The following is a 16229-nucleotide window of genomic DNA, read 5'->3' as shown; positions in this document are numbered from 1 at the left end:
GCATGGACAGCGAGCAGGGCGCGCGCGGCGGGGGACCGCCGCCCGCACGGCGGCCCCGGTTCACGGTGGACGTCCGGCCGGCCTGGGGCACGGAGACCGTCGTGGTCGTCCCCAGCGGCGAGCTCGACCACGACACGGTCGAACCGCTGCGCACCGCGCTGGAGAAGCACGAGGACGCGGGGCGGATCGTCGTCGACTGCGCGGGCCTCGACTTCTGCGACTCCACCGGCCTGAACCTGCTGCTCAGGGCCCGAGCACGGGCCGCCGAGTCCGGGGCCCGGCTGGAGCTGGCCGGGCTGCGACCTCCCGTGGAGCGCATGTTCGAGATCACCGGGGCCCGTCGCGTCTTCCGGATCCACGCCGACGTGGGCGAGGCCCTGGCCGCCGACGGGACGGGCGGAGACCCTCCCGGGGATCCGGCGTGACGGGCCCTCCGGCCGTGCGGGAGGACGGGACGGCCCCGGGAGACGGGACGCCCGCGCAGACCCGGAGGCTCCTGCTGCACAGCAGCGCGGGAGCCGTCTCCCGCTGCCGCGACTTCACCGCGCGGGCGCTCGCCGACTGGGGCTGGATCCCCGCCGAGAGCGCCCTCGCGCGCGAGCGCGTCGAGGACGTCCTGCTCCTGGTCTCCGAAGTGGTCACCAACGCCTGCCTGCACGGCGGGGGACCGGAGGAGTTCGTCCTCCGGCACGCCGACGGCCTGCTGCGCGTCGAGGTCGCCGACCGCAGCCCCGAGCACCCCCGCCGGATGGCACCCCGCTCGCCCTCGCTGCCCGGAGGCCACGGACTCATGGTCCTCGACCGGCTGGCAACCGACTGGGGTGCGTCGGACCGGGGCCCGGAGACCCCGGGCAAGGTGGTCTGGCTGGAGATCAGCAAGCCCTCGCGTCCGCCGTGGCGCCGCCGGCCGGCAGACCCGACCTGAGCTCACCGAGGATCCGGGCGAGCGTCCACCCACGCGCTGCGACGCGAGGAAGTCCCGTGCGCGAGCTCCGCCTCGACCGCTCCGCCGACGCCTGTCTGAAGCGGCGGGAGGCGGGTAGCAGCCGAAGGGGGACACCCCGCCGCCGGCGGGGATCCGCACCGGAGGAGGTGGCCGCGATGGACGAGATCCGGCTCTCCGCGTACGAGCGGCGCGTACTGGCCGAGATCGAGGAGGACCTGCGCGGCGACCACGGCCTTGTCCGGCGCATGGCCGGACACCGGCCCTCCCTCCGCCGACCGCATGCCACCGGCCGCCGGCGCCTCGCCGCCGCGGTGCTCGCCGCCACGACGGTGACCCTGCTCGTCCTCGCGGTGGCGACCTCCGCCCCCGCCCTGATCTGGGCCTTCGCCGCCGTGTGGGTGGCATCACTGGTCCTGCTGCTGCGCCTGGCGGTCCGCTGGACCCGGCGCCTGGAGGCCGGCGGACGGCCCGACGCCTGAACCGAACGAGAGGAGTGCACGATGCCCCGCGGATCGAACGCCAAGCGCGAGAGGCAGTACGAACACATCAAGGACAGCGCGCTGGACCGCGGCGAGAGCGAGCGGCGCGCGGAGGAGATCGCCGCCCGGACCGTGAACAAGGAACGGGCCCGCGCGGGCGAGTCGAAGACCGCGAGCAAGAGCTCGACCGACGACATGTCCTCGTCGCGCCGTGGCGGCCTGCGCTCCCACAGCGGCGCCCAGGGGCCGACCTACGACCAGCTCTACGCGGAGGCGCAGCGCCGCAACCTGCACGGCAGGTCGCGGATGAACAAGGCCGAGCTCAAGAAGAAGCTCGGCCACTGAACCACCGGGCACCCCGGCGCTGGCCCCCGCCGGGGCCCGCCCGCACCCCCGCGTCAGTGCCCCGGATCCGCGGGCCGGGCCCCGACCACGCCCCGGACGACGCCCAGCTCCACCAGATCCACCGGCCGGAGCCGGAGCCGGTCGGCCGTCGTGTCCGACTCCTCCGGGGGGCGCTTCAGGATGGCGGTGGCGAGCTCGGGGGCGATCACCGAGAAGTACGCGTCCGGGGTCGCCCAGGTGTTGCCCGGCGCGGCGAGGGCGAGCGCGCCCCCCGAGCCGCCCTCGCCGACGAGCAGCGCGGTGACCGGCACCCGCGCCTCCGCGACGGCGCCGAAGAGGTCCGCGATCGCCGGACCCGCCCCCGCCCGCTCCGCCTCCGCGTCATTGGCGGCGCCCGGGGTGTCGATCAGCGTCAGCACCGGGATCCCCAGCCGACCGGCCAGCCGCACGAGCCGGGCGGCGGTACGGAAACCGGCCGGCCGGGTCGCCGTCCCGCACTGCGCCGCGTACGCCGCCGTACGCCCGTCCGGAAGGCGGCCGAAGCCGCAGCGCATCCCCGGGTCGGTGCCGCCCGCGCGGTCGCCTGAGAGCTCCGCCCGCGCGGTGAACACCTCGGCCAGATACCGGTCGGCGCGCGGCCGCTCCGCCCGGCGGGCCCGCGCCACCGCCTCCCGCCCGCTCGCGGACGGCTCGGTGCCGCCGAGCGCGTACGGCGGCGGCACCGGCCCCGCGGCGGGACGGGTCAGCAGCGACAGCCAGCCGCCCAGCACCGCCCGCAGCTCCTCCGCCGGGACGACGGCGTCGACGTGTCCGTGGGCGAGCTGGGACTCCGCGGTGTACGCGGCCGGATCGGCGTCCGCCGGCCGCACCCGCGACCCCGCGAAGCCGACCTGCGCGCCCGGCAGCGCCAGGACCACGTCGGAGCCGGCCCCGAGGGTGGCCCAGCCGCCCCCGGTCGTCGGGTCGCGCAGGACCGCGAGCTGGGGCAGGCCGGCGGCCCGGGTGAGCGCCGACTCGCCCGCGAGCCGCTGGAGCTGGACCAGGGCCCGCATCCCCTCGTGCATCCGGCTGCCGCCCGTCGCCAGCAGGACGGTCACGGGCAGCCGGTGCTCCCGGGCGTACGCGTGCGCCGCCGCGACCCGGGCGCCGGTGCCCTCGCCGATGGAGCCGCCGAGGAAGGCGAACTCGAAGGAGACGAGCACCGTCCGCGTCCCGCCGACCGTGCCGGTACCACAGACCACCGACTCGGAGGCGCCGGAGCGGGCGGCCGCCGCGGCCCTGGCCCGCCCGTACCCGGGCCAGCCGATCGGCCCGTCACCCGCGGCCCCGTCCGCCGACGGACCCCCGGCGCAGGGGAGTTCGGTGAAGTCGTCGGTGACGAGGGCCAGAGCCTCGCGCGCGTCCGCAGGTGCTGTCATCGGGGCCTCCCGCCCGTCGCCCGGTCCCGTCACCGTACCGCCGGGTAGCCTCCCCGGACCGGCCCCCGGCCCGGGTGCGGCGGAGATCACTCCGGCCCTGGTCCCGCCCCTCCGCGCGGCCGGCCGAGCGCGAGCAGACCGCCCGTGAGCCCGAGCGCCATGCCGAGCAGGAAACCGCCCAGGTCGCACGCCACCCAGGAGCCGAGCGAGGCCAGGACCCCGGCCACCGCGCACGCCCGCCGCCCGCGCGGCAGGAGCACCACCGACAGCCCGCAGGCGCACATCAGCAGCGGCAGCGCGTACCGCACGTCGGCACCCGCGGACAGCAGCGCGGCAGGCCCCGCCCGCTGCACCAGCAGGATCTCGGCCCCGCCCAGCACGAGCAGCAGCCCCGCACCGAACGGCCGCCCTCGCCGCCACTCCCGCCGCTCCCACCGGGCACGCCGCTCCCACCGGGCACGCCGGCGGCCGGACACAAGGACGGGCTCGGAACCGGACGCGGAGCCGGACACGGAACCGGACACGGAGCCGGACACAGGGCCGGGCACGTCCATGGGCTGCTCCCGACGGCTGCGGCGGAGGAGCGGACAGAGGCGGAGCGCGGTACGGGCGGACCGTACGACCGCGCCCCCGAGAGGTCAACTCCCGTGCGGGAGAACCCTCGACGCCTCACATCGCGCTCAGGCCATGATCCCGCTCCCGTGCGGCGCGTACAGGTCGAGGAGCCGTACCCGGGTCACCTGGAGCCGGTGCGCCAGGATCGACCCCACCCAGTAGTACACCGCCGACCCGAACTCCAGATCCGAGTGGCACATCGACCGCACCGCCGTCGCGTCGAACTGGTAGGCCCGCACGGGCGTCATCGCCTCCGCCCCCGACTGGCACAGATACGGCGGGAACAGCCAGGACAGACCCACCAGCTCCCCGTGGCGCAGCGTCTCGATCACCGGCGCGCCCCGCCCCGGCACCTTGGCGTCCAGACCGACCGCGCCGGTCTTCACGATCCAGAACCGCTCCGCGTGCTGCTGCTCCTCGAAGAGCCGGTCGCCCGACTCGAAGTACACATCCTCGGCGAAGGCCATCAGCCGCTCGCGGTGCTCCGCCGGCAGCGTGCTGACCTTGGGTGCGGCACTCCTCATGACGGGCCCTCCTCCTCGCGCGTACGGCTCCGCTCCCAGTCTCCGCCCACCCGGGCCGCACCGCAGGCGGCGCACGCTCCGCGGGCCCCGCCGCCCCCGCCCACCCGGGCCGGACCGCAGGTGACGCGCGCCCCCACCGGACCCCGCCGCGGGCCGCCCCGATAGGCCCCCGGGGTGCGTCCCCGCGGTGCAGGGCGGAGCATGAGACCGAGGAGGAAACGGCAGAGGGGGGCGTGAGCCAGGAGGGTGACATGCCCGTCCCGGAAGTGCCCGACCCGGAGGTACCCGTCCGGGACCTCTCCGGCCCGGACGGCGACGCGCTCGTCGTGCTGCGCGGGGTCGACAAGCACTTCGGCACGCTCCACGTCCTCCGGTCCATCGACCTCACCATCCGACGCGGCGAGGTCGTCGTCGTGATCGGCCCGTCCGGTTCGGGGAAGTCCACCCTCTGCCGGGCGATCAACCGCCTGGAGACCATCGACAGCGGCGAGATCCGCATCGACGGCAAGCCCCTGCCCGCCGAGGGCCGGGAGCTCGCCCGGCTCCGCGCCGACGTCGGCATGGTCTTCCAGTCCTTCAACCTCTTCGCCCACAAGACCGTCCTCGACAACGTCACCCTGGGACAGATCAAGGTCCGCAAGAAGGACCGCAGGAGCGCCGAGGAACGCGCCCGCGCCCTCCTCGACCGGGTCGGCGTCGCCGAACAGGCCGACAAGTACCCGGCGCAGCTCTCCGGCGGTCAGCAGCAGCGGGTCGCCATCGCCCGCGCCCTCGCCATGGACCCGAAGGTGATGCTCTTCGACGAACCGACCTCCGCCCTCGACCCCGAGATGATCAACGAGGTCCTGGAGGTCATGCGCCGGCTCGCCCAGGACGGCATGACCATGGCCGTCGTCACCCACGAGATGGGCTTCGCCCGCTCCGCCGCCCACCAGGTCGTCTTCATGTCCGACGGCGGGATCGTCGAGGAGGCCACCCCCGAGGAGTTCTTCGGCAACCCGCGCAGCGCCCGCGCCCGCGACTTCCTCTCCAAGATCCTCCACCACTGATCCCCCCGGGGTGATGACCATGAACCCGCTCAGGACCACCAGGACCCTCGTCGCCTCCGCGACGGCCGTCGTCCTCGCCCTCGGCACCGCCTCGCTCGCCCAGGGCGCGGTCCCCGCCGACCACGACGACGGCGAGGAGATCACCATCGGCATCAAGTACGACCAGCCCGGCATCGGCCTCAAGACCCCGGACGGCACCTACACCGGCTTCGACGTCGACGTGGCCACGTACATCGCCAGGGAACTGGGTCACGACCCCGACCAGATCGTGTGGAAGGAGGCCAAGAGCGCGGACCGGGAGACCATGCTCCAGCGCGGCGACGTCGACTTCATCGCCGCCTCGTACTCGATCAACGACGAGCGGGCCGAGAAGGTCGACTTCGCCGGCCCCTACCTCCTCGCCCACCAGGACGTCCTGATCCGCGCCGACGACGACTCCATCAAGCAGCCGTCCGACCTGAACGACAAGCGGCTCTGCTCCGTCACCGGCTCCACCTCCGCGCAGAACGTCAAGGACGAGATCGCCCCCGACGCCCAGCTCCAGGAGTACGGCGGCTACTCCGAGTGCCTGACCGGCCTGGAGAACGGCGTCATCGACGCCCTCACCACCGACGACTCCATCCTCGCCGGATACGCGGCCCAGGAGGAGTTCAAGGGCAAGTTCAAGCTCGGCGGCTTCGAGCTGAGCAACGAGAACTACGGCATCGGCGTCCAGAAGGGCAGCGACCTCAAGGCGAAGATCAACACCGCCCTGGAGAAGATGGTCGCGGACGGCGCCTGGGACGCGGCCGTCGAGAAGAACTTCGGCCCCGCGAACTACCAGAACGAACCCGCCCCCAAGATCGGCGTGATCGTCGAGTGAGCCGGCCGCCGTGTTCGACTTCCTGGAGGGCTACGACCTCCTGGGCGCCTTCTGGGTGACCGTCCAGCTCACCTTCTGGTCCGCCCTCGGCTCACTGGTGTGGGGGACGCTCCTGGCCGCCATGCGCGTCGGGCCCGTCCCCCTCATGCGGGGCTTCGGCACCGCCTACGTCACGATCGTCCGCAACATCCCCCTCACCGTCATCATCGTCTTCACCTCGCTCGGCCTCTTCCAGACCCTCGGCGTCGACCTCGGCGCCGACCGCTTCACCACCATCAACTTCCGGCTCGCCGTCCTCGGCCTCACCGCCTACACCAGCGCCTTCGTCTGCGAGGCACTGCGCTCCGGCATCAACACCGTCCCCCTCGGGCAGGTCGAGGCCGCCCGCGCGATCGGCCTCAGCTTCCCCCAGATCCTGCGGATCATCGTGCTCCCGCAGGCCTTCCGCTCCGTCGTCGGCCCCCTCACCAACGTCCTCATCGCCCTCACCAAGAACACCACCGTCGCCGCCGCCATCGGCGTCGCCGAAGCGGCCCTGCTCATGCGGGAGATGATCGAGAACGAGGCCCAGCTCATCCTCATCTCCGCCCTCTTCGCCTTCGGCTTCATCTGCCTCACCCTCCCCACCGGACTCCTCCTCGGCCGGCTCGCCCGCAAGGTGGCGGTCAAACGGTGAAGCCGACACGGCCGACCCGCGAGGGCGACACGGCGAAGCGCGCCACCACCGGACGGGCGGCGAAGCGCGCCGGCGGGAGCGAACCCGCCACCGTCCTCTACGACGTCCCCGGCCCCCGCGCCCGCCGCCGCAACCTGCTGTGGACGGTGCTCTTCCTCGCCGCCCTCGGCGCCGTCGTCTGGTGGGTGATCGACGGACTCGCCGCCAAGAACCAGCTGGAGGCGGCCAAATGGGAGCCCTTCCTCACCGACGGACGCGTCTGGGAGACCTACCTCCTGCCCGCCCTGAAGAACACCGTCGTCGCCGCCGCCCTCGCCATGGCCCTCGCCCTGCCGCTCGGCGCCCTGCTCGGCATCGCCCGCCTCTCCGACCACCGCGCCGTCCGCGCCGGCGCCGGCACCGTCGTCGAGTTCTTCCGCGCCATCCCCGTCCTCATCCTCATGCTCTTCGCCAACGCCGCCTACGCCGAGTTCACCGACATCAGCCCCGAGACTCGCCCCCTCTACGCCGTCGTCACCGGCCTCGTCCTCTACAACGCCTCCGTCCTCGCCGAGATCGTCCGCGCCGGCATCCTCGCCCTCCCCGCCGGCCAGACCGACGCCGCCAAGGCCATCGGCATGCGCAAGGGCCAGACCATGGCGTACGTCCTGCTGCCCCAGTCCGTCACCGCCATGCTGCCCGCCCTCGTCAGCCAGCTCGTCGTCATCGTCAAGGACACCGCCCTCGGCGGCGCCATGCTCGGCTTCTCCGAACTCCTCGCCTCCGTCCGCCCCATGAGCGCCAACTACGGCGCCAACACCATCGCCTGCTTCACCGTCGTCGCCGTCCTCTTCGTCCTCCTCAACCTCGCCCTCACCACCCTCGCCAACCGGCTCGAACGCCGGCTGCGCCGCGGCAGGCGCTCCACCGGGGCCGTCGTCACCGCCGAGGCCGTCGACGACCTCGCCACGCCGGGGGAGCCCCCCAAGCCGTAGCTTCCGACAGGAGATTTCGGGCCGGACATGAGGGACACTGCTCCCGTGCGTGGACATCTACCGGACGAGAACCCGGGTTTCGCAGGCCGCCGCACGGAACTGAAGCGCATCACCGCCGCGCTGGCGGAGCACCGCCTCGTCACCGTGACCGGCGTCGGCGGCGTCGGCAAGACCCGGCTCGCGCTGCGCGCCGCCCACCGCGTCCGCCGCCGTCACCCCGACGGCGCCTGGTGGGCCGACCTCGGACAGCTCGACGGCGAACGCCTCCTCGTCGCCCTCGTCGCCGACTCCGTCGACCTCGCCGACCACACCCCCGGCACCGACTCCGGCGCCCTGCGCCGCCGCCTCGCCGAGACCCGCCTCCTCCTCGTCCTCGACTGCTGCGACCACCTCGCCGACGCCTGCGGCCGCCTCGTCACCGAACTCCTCGCCGCCGCTCCCGGCCTCACCGTCCTCGCCACCTCCCGCCGCCCCCTCGGCGTCCCCGGCGAGCACACCGTCCTCCTCGACCCGCTCCCGCCCGCGGGCGACGACGCCCTCGCCCTCCTCCGCACCGCCGCCGGCGAGGACCTGCCCGCCGCCGGACCCGCCGGCGAGATCTGCGTCCGCCTCGAAGGCATACCCCTCGCCCTGGAGCTCGCCGCCGCCCAGATCCGGCTCCAGGGCGCCGAAGCCGTCCGCGACCAGCTCGGCAGCCGCCTCACCGCATCCCCCGAAGCCCGCTTCGACCTCCTCGCCCACCCCGAACGCGTCTGGCCCGCCCGCCACCAGACGCTGCGCGCCGCCATCGGCTGGAGCCACGAGCTCGCCGACCCCCTCGAACGCCTCCTGTGGGCCCGCCTCTCCGTCTTCCGAGGCCCCTTCGACCTCCCCACCGCCGCCGCCGTCTGCGCCGGCGGCCCCCTCACCCCCGACACCCTCCCCGCCGCCCTCGACGGCCTCGTCCGCGCCTCCGTCGTCCGCCCCGCCGACAGCGCCGGCCGCCACCGCCTCCTCGACACCATCCGCGAGTACGGAGCCGGCTGGCTGGACCGGCTCGGCGAGACCGGCACCGTCGCCGACCGCCACGCCGCCCACTTCCGCGCCCTCGCGGGACAGGGACCCGACGCCTGGCACGGCAGCCCCCAGCTCGACTGGCACCGCGCCGTCGACACCCACCACACCGACCTGCGCACCGCCCTCGACCGCCTCCTGCGCACCGACCCCGACGCCGCCCTCGACCTCGTCGGCTCCGTCGCCTTCGCCTGGTCCTGCCGCGGCCGGCTCCGCGAGGCCCGCGACGGCCTCGAACAGGCCCTCCTCCTCAGCGACACCCGCGGCCGCCCCCGCACCCGCGCCCTGTGGGCCCTCGGCGTCACCCTCGTCCTCCAGGGCGACCTCGGCCCCGCCCAGGACATCAGCGAACGCTGCGCCCGCGAGGCCCGCCACACCGAACACCCGCCGGACCGGCCGGGCACGCCCTCGGAGCCGTACCGCCCCGGCGAGCTCACCCTCGACGCCGCCGCCCTGGCCGGCCTCCTCGCCCTCACCACCGGCCGCGCCCGGGCCGCCCTCCTCGTCGTCGACCACGTCCTCGCCGCGGCCCGCGGCGGCCCCGCGGACTCCGCGGCCATGCTCCGCTGCCACCTCGTCCGCGTCTTCGCCCTCACCGGCCTCGGCCGGCTCGCCGAGGCCCGCCCCGACGCCCTCGCCCTGCGCGCCCTCTGCGACACCCTCGACGAGCACTGGATACGCACCGCCCTGGAGTACCAGCTCGCCCTCACCGCCCTTCTGGAAGGCGACCCGGCCGTCGCGGGCGACCACGCCCGGGCCATGCTCGCCGGCACCCGCGCCCTCGGCGCCGGACTCGGCACCGCCCTGGGCCTCGACGTCCTCGCCACCGCCTACGCCGCCGCGGGCGACGGCGCCCGAGCCGCCGACGCGTCCGGCACCGGCGAGGCGTACTGGCGCGCCACGGGCCAGCCCCGCCGCGGCCTCCCCGGCCTGCGTGCCCTCCACGCCCACTACACCGCCGACGTCCGGGCCTCCCTCGGCGACCCCGCCTACGAGGAGATCTTCCTCCGCGCCCTCACCGACCACCCCGCGACCGGCCTGAACCGCGCCCTCGACTCCGGCTGACCCCTGGCTCGACAACGGCCGAGCTCCGGCCCGGGTCCGCCGGCTGACCCCTGGCCCTCGACAACGGCCGACCTCCGGCCCGGGTCCGACGGCAGGCGCTCCCCTGAGCCGCCGCTCCCCGGAGCCGGGGAGACCCGTGCCCCCGGCGACGCCGTAGAGTCGGATCCGTCGCCCGTACCCGTCCCGACGAGGAGCTTCCCGTGTCCGACCCGGCGCCCACCGCCCGCCAGCACCAGATCGCCCGGGAGCTCCAGGTCTCCGAGAGCTTCGACCCGGCCGCCGAGATCGAGCGCAGGGTGGCCTTCCTCGCCGAGCGCCTGACCGGCACCGGCCTGCGCTCGCTCGTCCTCGGCATCAGCGGCGGTGTCGACTCCACCACCGCGGGACGGCTCTGCCAGCTCGCCGTCGAGCGCGCCCGCGCCGCCGGCCACGAGGCGACCTTCTACGCCATGCGCCTGCCGTACGGCGTACAGGCCGACGAGCGGGACGCGCAGACCGCCCTCGGCTTCATCCGCGCCGACCAGGTCCTCACCGTCGACATCAAGGCGGCGAGCGACGCCGCCCTCGACGCGACCCTGGCCGCCGGGGTCGTCTTCCGCGACGCCCACCACCAGGACTTCGTGCACGGCAACATCAAGGCCCGCCAGCGCATGATCGCCCAGTACGCGGTCGCCGGCGCCCAGGACGGCCTCGTCGTCGGCACCGACCACGCCGCCGAGGCCGTCTCCGGCTTCTTCACCAAGTTCGGCGACGGCGCCGCCGACCTCGTCCCGCTCACCGGCCTCACCAAGCGGCGGGTCCGCGCCGTCGCCGCCGAGCTGGGCGCCCCCGAAGGCCTGGTCCGGAAGGTGCCCACCGCCGACCTGGAGACCCTCGACCCGGGCAAGCCCGACGAGGACGCGCTCGGCGTCACGTACGACGACATCGACGACTTCCTGGAGGGCAAGCCCGTCGGCGAGGCCGCCCACGCCTCGATCGTCCGCCGCTACGACCTCACCGAGCACAAGCGGCAGCTGCCGATCGCGCCCTGAGCGCCCCGCGCCGATCGGGCGGATCCTGGAAGGGTGGGCGCCCCGCCTCCGGGGCCCCGGAAGGGAGCACGCCATGTTCGGCGAGACGACGGCGTACAGCAGCTTCTCGGTGGACGACCTCGACGCCGCCCGGGACTTCTACGGCGACCGGCTCGGCCTTTCCGTGGAGGTGACCGGGACCGGGGACATGCGGATGATGTTCCTGACCCTGCCGGGCGGGGCCCGGGTCTTCGTGTACCCCAAGGAGAACCACACCCCCGCCTCCCACACGATCCTCAACTTCGAGGTCGACGACGTCGGCCGGGTCGTCGACGACCTGCTCGCCCGGGGCGTGACCTTCGAGCGCTACCCCGAGTTCGAGGCCGACGACAAGGGCGTCGTCCGGCCCGGCGAGGGCGAGCACGAGGAGGGCGGCCCGGCCGGCATCGCCTGGTTCACCGACCCAGCGGGCAACGTCATCGCGGTGATGGAGACCGACTGACCCCCGGGCCGACTGACCCCCGGGCCGTCTGCCCCCCGGGCCGTCTGCCCCCCCGGGCCGACTGACCCCCCGGACCGCCTGACCCCCAGACCCGCTGCCCCCGGACCCGCCGCCCCCAGGCCCGCCTGCCCCCGGCCCGCTCGCCCCCCCGGCGCACCGCCCTCCAGGGCGGGCCGGTGCGGCGCCCGGCGGCGGACTGTGATCCACTGTGCGGGCGGGGGAGCGCGGAGCAGGACCAGCAGCAGGAGCACCGTTGACCACGTTGACCACCTACCGCCAGCCCGGCGTCGTCGTCACCGAACACCACTTCCCCGTCCCCCTCGACCACGCCCGCCCCGGCGGCGAGCAGATCGAGGTCTTCGGACGCGAGATCGTCGCCAGTGACCTGAGCGACGCCGAGCGCGAGCGGCGCCCCTGGCTGGTCTACCTGGAGGGCGGCCCCGGTTTCGGCGCCCGCCGCTTCATCGGCCGGCAGGCCTGGCTCGACCGCGCGCTGCGCGAATTCCGGGTGCTCCTGCTCGACCAGCGCGGCACCGGCCGCTCCACCCCCGCCAACCGCCAGACCCTTCCGCTGCGCGGCGACGCCGCCGCGCAGGCCGATCACCTGACGCACTTTCGCGCCGACTCCATCGTCACGGACTGTGAGCTGATCCGCCGCCGGCTCACCGGCGGCGCCCCCTGGACGGTCCTGGGCCAGAGCTTCGGCGGCTTCTGCGCCGTCCACTACCTGTCCACCGCCCCCGAGGGCCTGGAGCGGGTCCTCATCACCGGCGGCCTGCCGTCCCTCGACGCCACCGCCGACGAGGTGTACGCCGCCGCCTATCCGCGCGTCCGGCGCAAGAACGAGGCCCACTTCGCCCGCTACCCGCGCGACGCCGAACGCGTCCGCGCGATCGCCGCCCACCTCCTGGAGCACGAGGTCGTCCTCCCCGGCGGCGGACTCCTCACCGTCGAGGCCTTCCAGTCCCTCGGCATCCTCCTCGGCTCCGGCGACGGCACCCACCAGCTCCACCACCTCCTGGAGGGCGCCTTCGTGCCGACCCCCGACGGTCCGGCCCTCGCCGACACCTTCCTGGAGCAGGTCCAGACCCACCTCTCGTACGCCGGACACCCCCTCTACGCCGTCCTCCACGAGGCGATCTACGCCCAGGGACGGGGCCCCACCGCCTGGGCCGCCGAACGGGTCCGCGCCGACTTCCCCGAGTTCGACGCCGCCGGGGCGCTCGCCGCAGGCCGGCCCGTCCTGCTCACCGGCGAGACCGTCCACCCCTGGCACTTCACCACCGACCCCGCCCTCCGCCCGCTGCGCGAGACCGCCGAACTCCTCGCCCGGCGGGACGACTGGACCCCGCTGTACGACCCCGAGGTCCTCGCCGCGAACCGGGTGCCCGTGGCCGCCGCCGTGTACCACGACGACATGTACGTCGACACCGCGCACTCCCTGGCGACGGCCGCCGCGATCCGCGGCGCGCGGACCTGGGTCACCGACGAGTTCGAGCACGACGGGGTACGGGCCGGCGGCCCGCGCGTCCTCGACCGGCTGCTCGCCCTCTCCCGCGACGAGCTCTGACAGCGCCTCCGGTACGCCGACGGGACCCGGCCCGGACGGGGTCCGTCGGCAGCCGGCCGGGGCCCGGTACACCGACGGGGGTCCGGCGCGCGCCGAGGCTCTCCGCTCCCCGCCGCACGCGAGTCCCGTACGCGAGTCCCACACATGAGTCCCCTACGTGAGTCACGTGAGTCCCGTACGCGAGTCCGGTACCCGGTCCCCGCGCGAAAGTCCAAGCGCCGGACCCCGAACGCCCATGGCCCACCCCCACCCGGCCCGCTACAACTCGGGCCATGAGCGCACACGTCACCGCCGAGATCGCCGGTCAGCCCGACAGCTGGCGCCGCGCCGCCGCCCTCGCCGGCTCGCTCGCCGATCGGCTGCCCCGGCCCGGTGAGCGGGTCGCCGTCGTCGGCTGCGGCACCTCGTACCTGATCGCCCGTGCCTACGCGGCCCTGCGGGAGGACCTGGGGGCGGGCGAGACCGACGCCTTCCCCGCCTCCGAACGGACGCCGCTCGGCCGCGGCTACGACCGCCTCGTGGCCCTCACCCGCTCCGGTACGACCACCGAGGTCGTCGACCTCCTCGCGGGCGCGGCGGGCCGGATCCCCACCGTCGTCCTCACCGGCGTCCCCGACAGCCCCGCGGCCCGGCTCGCCGACCGGACCGTCGACCTCTCCTTCGCCGACGAACGCTCCGTCGTCCAGACCCGGTTCGCCACCACCACCCTCCAACTCCTGCGCGCCGGACTCGGGGTGGATCTCGCAGCCTCCGTCACCGACGCCGAACTCGCCCTCTACGAACCCCTCCCCACCGCCTGGGAGCGGCGCGGCCAGTTCACCTTCCTCGGCACCGGCTGGACGGTCGGACTCGCCGACGAGGCGGCCCTCAAGCTCCGCGAAGTGGCGCGCGTCTGGACGGAGTCGTACCCGGCGATGGAGTACCGGCACGGCCCCATCAGCATCAGCGACCGGCACAGCCTCGTCTGGTGCGTCGGCCCCGTCCCGGCCGGTCTCCGCGAGGAAGTCGAGTCCACCGGCGCCCTGTTCACCGCCGACGCGGTCGACCCCGTCGCCGCCCTGGTCCGTGCCCAGCGTCTCGCCGTCGCCCTCGCCACGCGGCGCGGACTCAACCCCGACCGCCCACGCCACAAGTCACGCTCCGTCATCCTCGGCGGAGCCTTCCGCCCGACCGCGGCCGAGGCCGCCCGTATCCTGCGGGCATGACCGACACCGAAGCCACCGGCCTGCCCCAGCTGCCCGAACTGCCCGGCGACTGGCAGCGCGCCCTCGCCGTCGTCGCCCACCCCGACGACCTGGAATACGGCTGCGCGGCCGCCGTCGCGAGCTGGACCGACGCCGGGAAGGAGGTCGTGTACCTGCTGGTCACCCGGGGAGAGGCGGGGATCGACACGATCGCCCCCGACGTCTGCGCCCCGCTCCGCGAGGCCGAGCAGCGGGCGAGCGCCGCCGTCGTCGGCGTGGACACCGTCGAGTTCCTCGACCACCGCGACGGCGTCATCGAGTACGGCACCGCCCTGCGCCGCGACATCGCGGCGGCGATCCGCCGCCACCGCCCCGAACTCGTCGTGACCCTCAACCACCACGAGGGCTGGGGCGACGGCCCGGGGGCGCCCCGGAACTCCCCCGACCACCTCGCGGTCGGGCGCGCCACCCTCGACGCGGCCTCGGACGCGGGCAACCGCTGGATCTTCCCCGAACTCGGCGACCAGGGCCTCGCCCCCTGGGACGGCGTCCGCTGGGTCGCCGTCGCCGTCTCCAGCACCCCCACCCACGCCGTCGACGCCGGCCCCGGCCTGGAGCGGGCGATCGAGTCGCTGCTCTGCCACCGCGCGTACATCGAGGCCCTGACGGACCAGAAGCCGGAGGAGTACGTCCGCGAGTTCGTCACCGAGACCACCTCCGCCTCGGCCGACCGCTTCGGCGGGCGCCCCGCGGTGACGTTCGAACTGTTCCCCCGCTAGGGCTTGTCGTCGGACTCCCGTCTGCCCCGGCTTCGGGTTCGGGTTCGGGGTCGTCAGCCCATCGGCGCCGGCTTGAGGACCGAGAACTCGGCGCCGAAGGGGTCGGCGAACCAGGCGAGGCGGCCGACGTCCGGGATGTCCGAGGGCGGGAGCAGGACCGTGCCGCCCGAGGCGGTCACCGCGGCCGCCGTCGCGTCGGCGTCCTCGACCTCCAGATAGGGGATCCAGCGGGACCGCTCGCCGGAGTCCTGGAGCGCCGCCGTCCCGCCGAACGAGGCGGTGTCCTGGTCGCCCTCGGCGGTGGAGATCACCCGGTACGTCATGCCGGGGGCGTCCATCTCCGCCCAGCGCCATTCGAAGAGCGAGCGGTAGAACGCCAGCGCGGCCTCCGGATCGGGCGTGTGGAGTTCGACCCAGACGAGGGCGTTGCGCGAGGAGGTCCGGTCCAGCCCCTTCACCGACCCCGCCTGCCACACGGCGAACTCGGCGCCGCCCGGGTCGGTGAGCGCGGCGGTCCGTCCCGCGTCCATCACGTCCATGGCGCGGACCCGGACCCGACCGCCCTCGGCGGCCGTCACCATCTGGGACGTGTCCGCGTCCGTCGTCCGGAAGTACACCGTCCAGGCGCTCCGCGCGCCCTCCTCGGTGAGCGGGCCGAGCGCGGCGACCGTCGCCCCGTCCTGCTGGAAGAAGCCGTACCCCCCGGCTTCCGGACCCGCCGACCGGAACTCCCAGCCGAACACGCCGGAGTAGAACGCCGCCGCCGCGACGGTGTCGGGGCTGCCGAGGTCGAGCCAGCAGGGGGAGCCGTGGGTGTACCGGGTGCCGAGCATGGGGCGGTGCCGTCCTTCCGTCGTCCTGCGTCCGAGCCGGATCCCGGACACCATGGCCGATCCTCGGGCCTCCGTCCGGGCGACGCGACCGCAGCCGCGCCGGTTCATCCGACCGGCGCACGCCCCCGGGCACCTCCCCGCGTACCGCCCCGGAACACCTCCCCGCGTACGACCCCCGAACAGCGACCGGCCCACCGCCCCGCCGCCGAGGCCGCAGGCTGCCCCCCGCAACCACGCCCCCTAACCGCCCCCCCCCGCAACCACGCCCCCTAACCGCCCCCCCCCGCAACCACGCCCCCTAACCGCCCCCCCCCGCAACCACGCCCCCTAACCGCCCCCCCCCGC

At 74.9% G+C, this 16229-nt stretch carries 18 protein-coding genes; 14 read left to right on the top strand and 4 right to left on the bottom strand.

Translation table 11 applies throughout. From position 1 onward, the window contains the following. The first annotated feature begins 2 nt into the window (after positions 1–2). From ACF1BN_RS27150 to ACF1BN_RS27135, 4 genes are read left to right on the top strand one after another with little or no spacing between them, the layout of a single operon-like run. Positions 3–425 carry an STAS domain-containing protein gene (locus ACF1BN_RS27150; protein ID WP_392334211.1) on the top strand — a complete coding sequence of 141 codons (423 nt, stop codon included), beginning with the start codon at positions 3–5 and terminating at the stop codon, positions 423–425. Continuing rightward, entirely contained in the window at positions 422–925 is a 504-nt protein-coding gene (locus tag ACF1BN_RS27145; RefSeq protein WP_392334210.1) for an ATP-binding protein, read from the top strand. The genes ACF1BN_RS27150 and ACF1BN_RS27145 overlap by 4 nt, the downstream gene beginning before the upstream one ends. 56 nt (positions 926–981) lie before the next feature. Next, positions 982–1425, top strand: coding sequence for a DUF3040 domain-containing protein (locus ACF1BN_RS27140; protein ID WP_392334209.1), 444 nt, complete (start codon positions 982–984; stop codon positions 1423–1425). A 21-nt stretch (positions 1426–1446) separates the two neighbouring features. After that, on the top strand, positions 1447–1770 hold the full coding sequence (locus ACF1BN_RS27135; RefSeq protein ID WP_392334208.1) for a plasmid stabilization protein: 324 nt from the start codon (positions 1447–1449) through the stop codon (positions 1768–1770). 53 nt (positions 1771–1823) lie between these two features. Here ACF1BN_RS27135 and ACF1BN_RS27130 read toward each other — a convergent pair whose 3' ends face one another. From ACF1BN_RS27130 to ACF1BN_RS27120, 3 genes are all read right to left on the bottom strand, one after another. Next, the gene (locus ACF1BN_RS27130) at positions 1824–3188 is read right to left on the bottom strand and encodes a carboxyl transferase domain-containing protein (RefSeq protein ID WP_392334207.1); all 1365 of its coding nucleotides are present in this window, start codon (positions 3186–3188) and stop codon (positions 1824–1826) included. Between the two features lie 86 nt (positions 3189–3274). After that, complete coding sequence (locus tag ACF1BN_RS27125) at positions 3275–3742, bottom strand: DUF6114 domain-containing protein (RefSeq protein ID WP_392334206.1); 468 nt, start codon at positions 3740–3742, stop codon at positions 3275–3277. A 126-nt stretch (positions 3743–3868) separates the two neighbouring features. Next, positions 3869–4327 carry a cyclic nucleotide-binding domain-containing protein gene (locus ACF1BN_RS27120; protein ID WP_392334205.1) on the bottom strand — a complete coding sequence of 153 codons (459 nt, stop codon included), beginning with the start codon at positions 4325–4327 and terminating at the stop codon, positions 3869–3871. Positions 4328–4578: 251 nt separating this feature from the next. On the opposite strand from ACF1BN_RS27120, the gene ACF1BN_RS27115 reads away from it, so the two are divergent. From ACF1BN_RS27115 to ACF1BN_RS27070, 10 genes are all read left to right on the top strand, one after another. Next, positions 4579–5376 (top strand): amino acid ABC transporter ATP-binding protein, encoded by a 798-nt coding sequence (locus ACF1BN_RS27115; RefSeq protein ID WP_392334204.1) that lies wholly within the window; start codon positions 4579–4581, stop codon positions 5374–5376. A 19-nt stretch (positions 5377–5395) separates the two neighbouring features. After that, positions 5396–6238 (top strand): glutamate ABC transporter substrate-binding protein, encoded by an 843-nt coding sequence (locus ACF1BN_RS27110; protein ID WP_392334203.1) that lies wholly within the window; start codon positions 5396–5398, stop codon positions 6236–6238. A gap of 10 nt (positions 6239–6248) precedes the next feature. Further along, positions 6249–6914, top strand: a complete 666-nt coding sequence (locus tag ACF1BN_RS27105) for an amino acid ABC transporter permease (protein ID WP_392334202.1) — start codon at positions 6249–6251, stop codon at positions 6912–6914. Positions 6915–7048: 134 nt separating this feature from the next. Then, a complete protein-coding gene (locus ACF1BN_RS27100) occupies positions 7049–7888 on the top strand; it encodes an ABC transporter permease subunit (protein WP_392334312.1) in 840 nt (279 codons plus the stop codon). Positions 7889–7933: 45 nt separating this feature from the next. After that, entirely contained in the window at positions 7934–10006 is a 2073-nt protein-coding gene (locus ACF1BN_RS27095) for an ATP-binding protein (RefSeq protein ID WP_392334201.1), read from the top strand. 200 nt (positions 10007–10206) lie between these two features. After that, positions 10207–11037: an ammonia-dependent NAD(+) synthetase gene (gene nadE, locus ACF1BN_RS27090; protein ID WP_392334200.1), complete on the top strand. Its 831-nt coding sequence runs from the start codon at positions 10207–10209 to the stop codon at positions 11035–11037. Between the two features lie 73 nt (positions 11038–11110). Beyond that, entirely contained in the window at positions 11111–11518 is a 408-nt protein-coding gene (locus ACF1BN_RS27085) for a VOC family protein (protein WP_392334199.1), read from the top strand. A gap of 262 nt (positions 11519–11780) precedes the next feature. After that, on the top strand, positions 11781–13088 hold the full coding sequence (locus ACF1BN_RS27080; protein ID WP_392334311.1) for an alpha/beta fold hydrolase: 1308 nt from the start codon (positions 11781–11783) through the stop codon (positions 13086–13088). A 272-nt stretch (positions 13089–13360) separates the two neighbouring features. After that, positions 13361–14293, top strand: coding sequence for an SIS domain-containing protein (locus ACF1BN_RS27075; RefSeq protein ID WP_392334198.1), 933 nt, complete (start codon positions 13361–13363; stop codon positions 14291–14293). Further along, positions 14290–15051 carry a PIG-L deacetylase family protein gene (locus ACF1BN_RS27070; protein WP_392334197.1) on the top strand — a complete coding sequence of 254 codons (762 nt, stop codon included), beginning with the start codon at positions 14290–14292 and terminating at the stop codon, positions 15049–15051. The genes ACF1BN_RS27075 and ACF1BN_RS27070 overlap by 4 nt, the downstream gene beginning before the upstream one ends. A gap of 53 nt (positions 15052–15104) precedes the next feature. Here ACF1BN_RS27070 and ACF1BN_RS27065 read toward each other — a convergent pair whose 3' ends face one another. Next, positions 15105–15884 carry a VOC family protein gene (locus ACF1BN_RS27065; RefSeq protein WP_392334310.1) on the bottom strand — a complete coding sequence of 260 codons (780 nt, stop codon included), beginning with the start codon at positions 15882–15884 and terminating at the stop codon, positions 15105–15107. Positions 15885–16229: the final 345 nt, after the last annotated feature.

The sequence above is a fragment of the Streptomyces sp. NPDC014861 genome (assembly GCF_043081625.1).
Classification (GTDB): Bacteria; Actinomycetota; Actinomycetes; order Streptomycetales; family Streptomycetaceae; genus Streptomyces.
This window is presented reverse-complemented; position numbering and strand designations above follow the sequence as displayed.

Bases quoted from the DNA above. Each gene is read 5' to 3' on its own strand.
- ACF1BN_RS27085 (WP_392334199.1), top strand. From the start codon at position 11,111: ATGTTCGGCGAGACGACGGCGTACAGCAGCTTCTCGGTGGACGACCTC.
- ACF1BN_RS27150 (WP_392334211.1), top strand. From the start codon at position 3: ATGGACAGCGAGCAGGGCGCGCGCGGCGGGGGACCGCCGCCCGCACGG.
- ACF1BN_RS27075 (WP_392334198.1), top strand. From the start codon at position 13,361: ATGAGCGCACACGTCACCGCCGAGATCGCCGGTCAGCCCGACAGCTGG.
- ACF1BN_RS27130 (WP_392334207.1), bottom strand. From the start codon at position 3,188: ATGACAGCACCTGCGGACGCGCGCGAGGCTCTGGCCCTCGTCACCGAC.
- ACF1BN_RS27110 (WP_392334203.1), top strand. From the start codon at position 5,396: ATGAACCCGCTCAGGACCACCAGGACCCTCGTCGCCTCCGCGACGGCC.
- ACF1BN_RS27135 (WP_392334208.1), top strand. From the start codon at position 1,447: ATGCCCCGCGGATCGAACGCCAAGCGCGAGAGGCAGTACGAACACATC.
- ACF1BN_RS27125 (WP_392334206.1), bottom strand. From the start codon at position 3,742: ATGGACGTGCCCGGCCCTGTGTCCGGCTCCGTGTCCGGTTCCGTGTCC.
- ACF1BN_RS27120 (WP_392334205.1), bottom strand. From the start codon at position 4,327: ATGAGGAGTGCCGCACCCAAGGTCAGCACGCTGCCGGCGGAGCACCGC.
- ACF1BN_RS27115 (WP_392334204.1), top strand. From the start codon at position 4,579: ATGCCCGTCCCGGAAGTGCCCGACCCGGAGGTACCCGTCCGGGACCTC.
- ACF1BN_RS27065 (WP_392334310.1), bottom strand. From the start codon at position 15,884: ATGCTCGGCACCCGGTACACCCACGGCTCCCCCTGCTGGCTCGACCTC.
- ACF1BN_RS27070 (WP_392334197.1), top strand. From the start codon at position 14,290: ATGACCGACACCGAAGCCACCGGCCTGCCCCAGCTGCCCGAACTGCCC.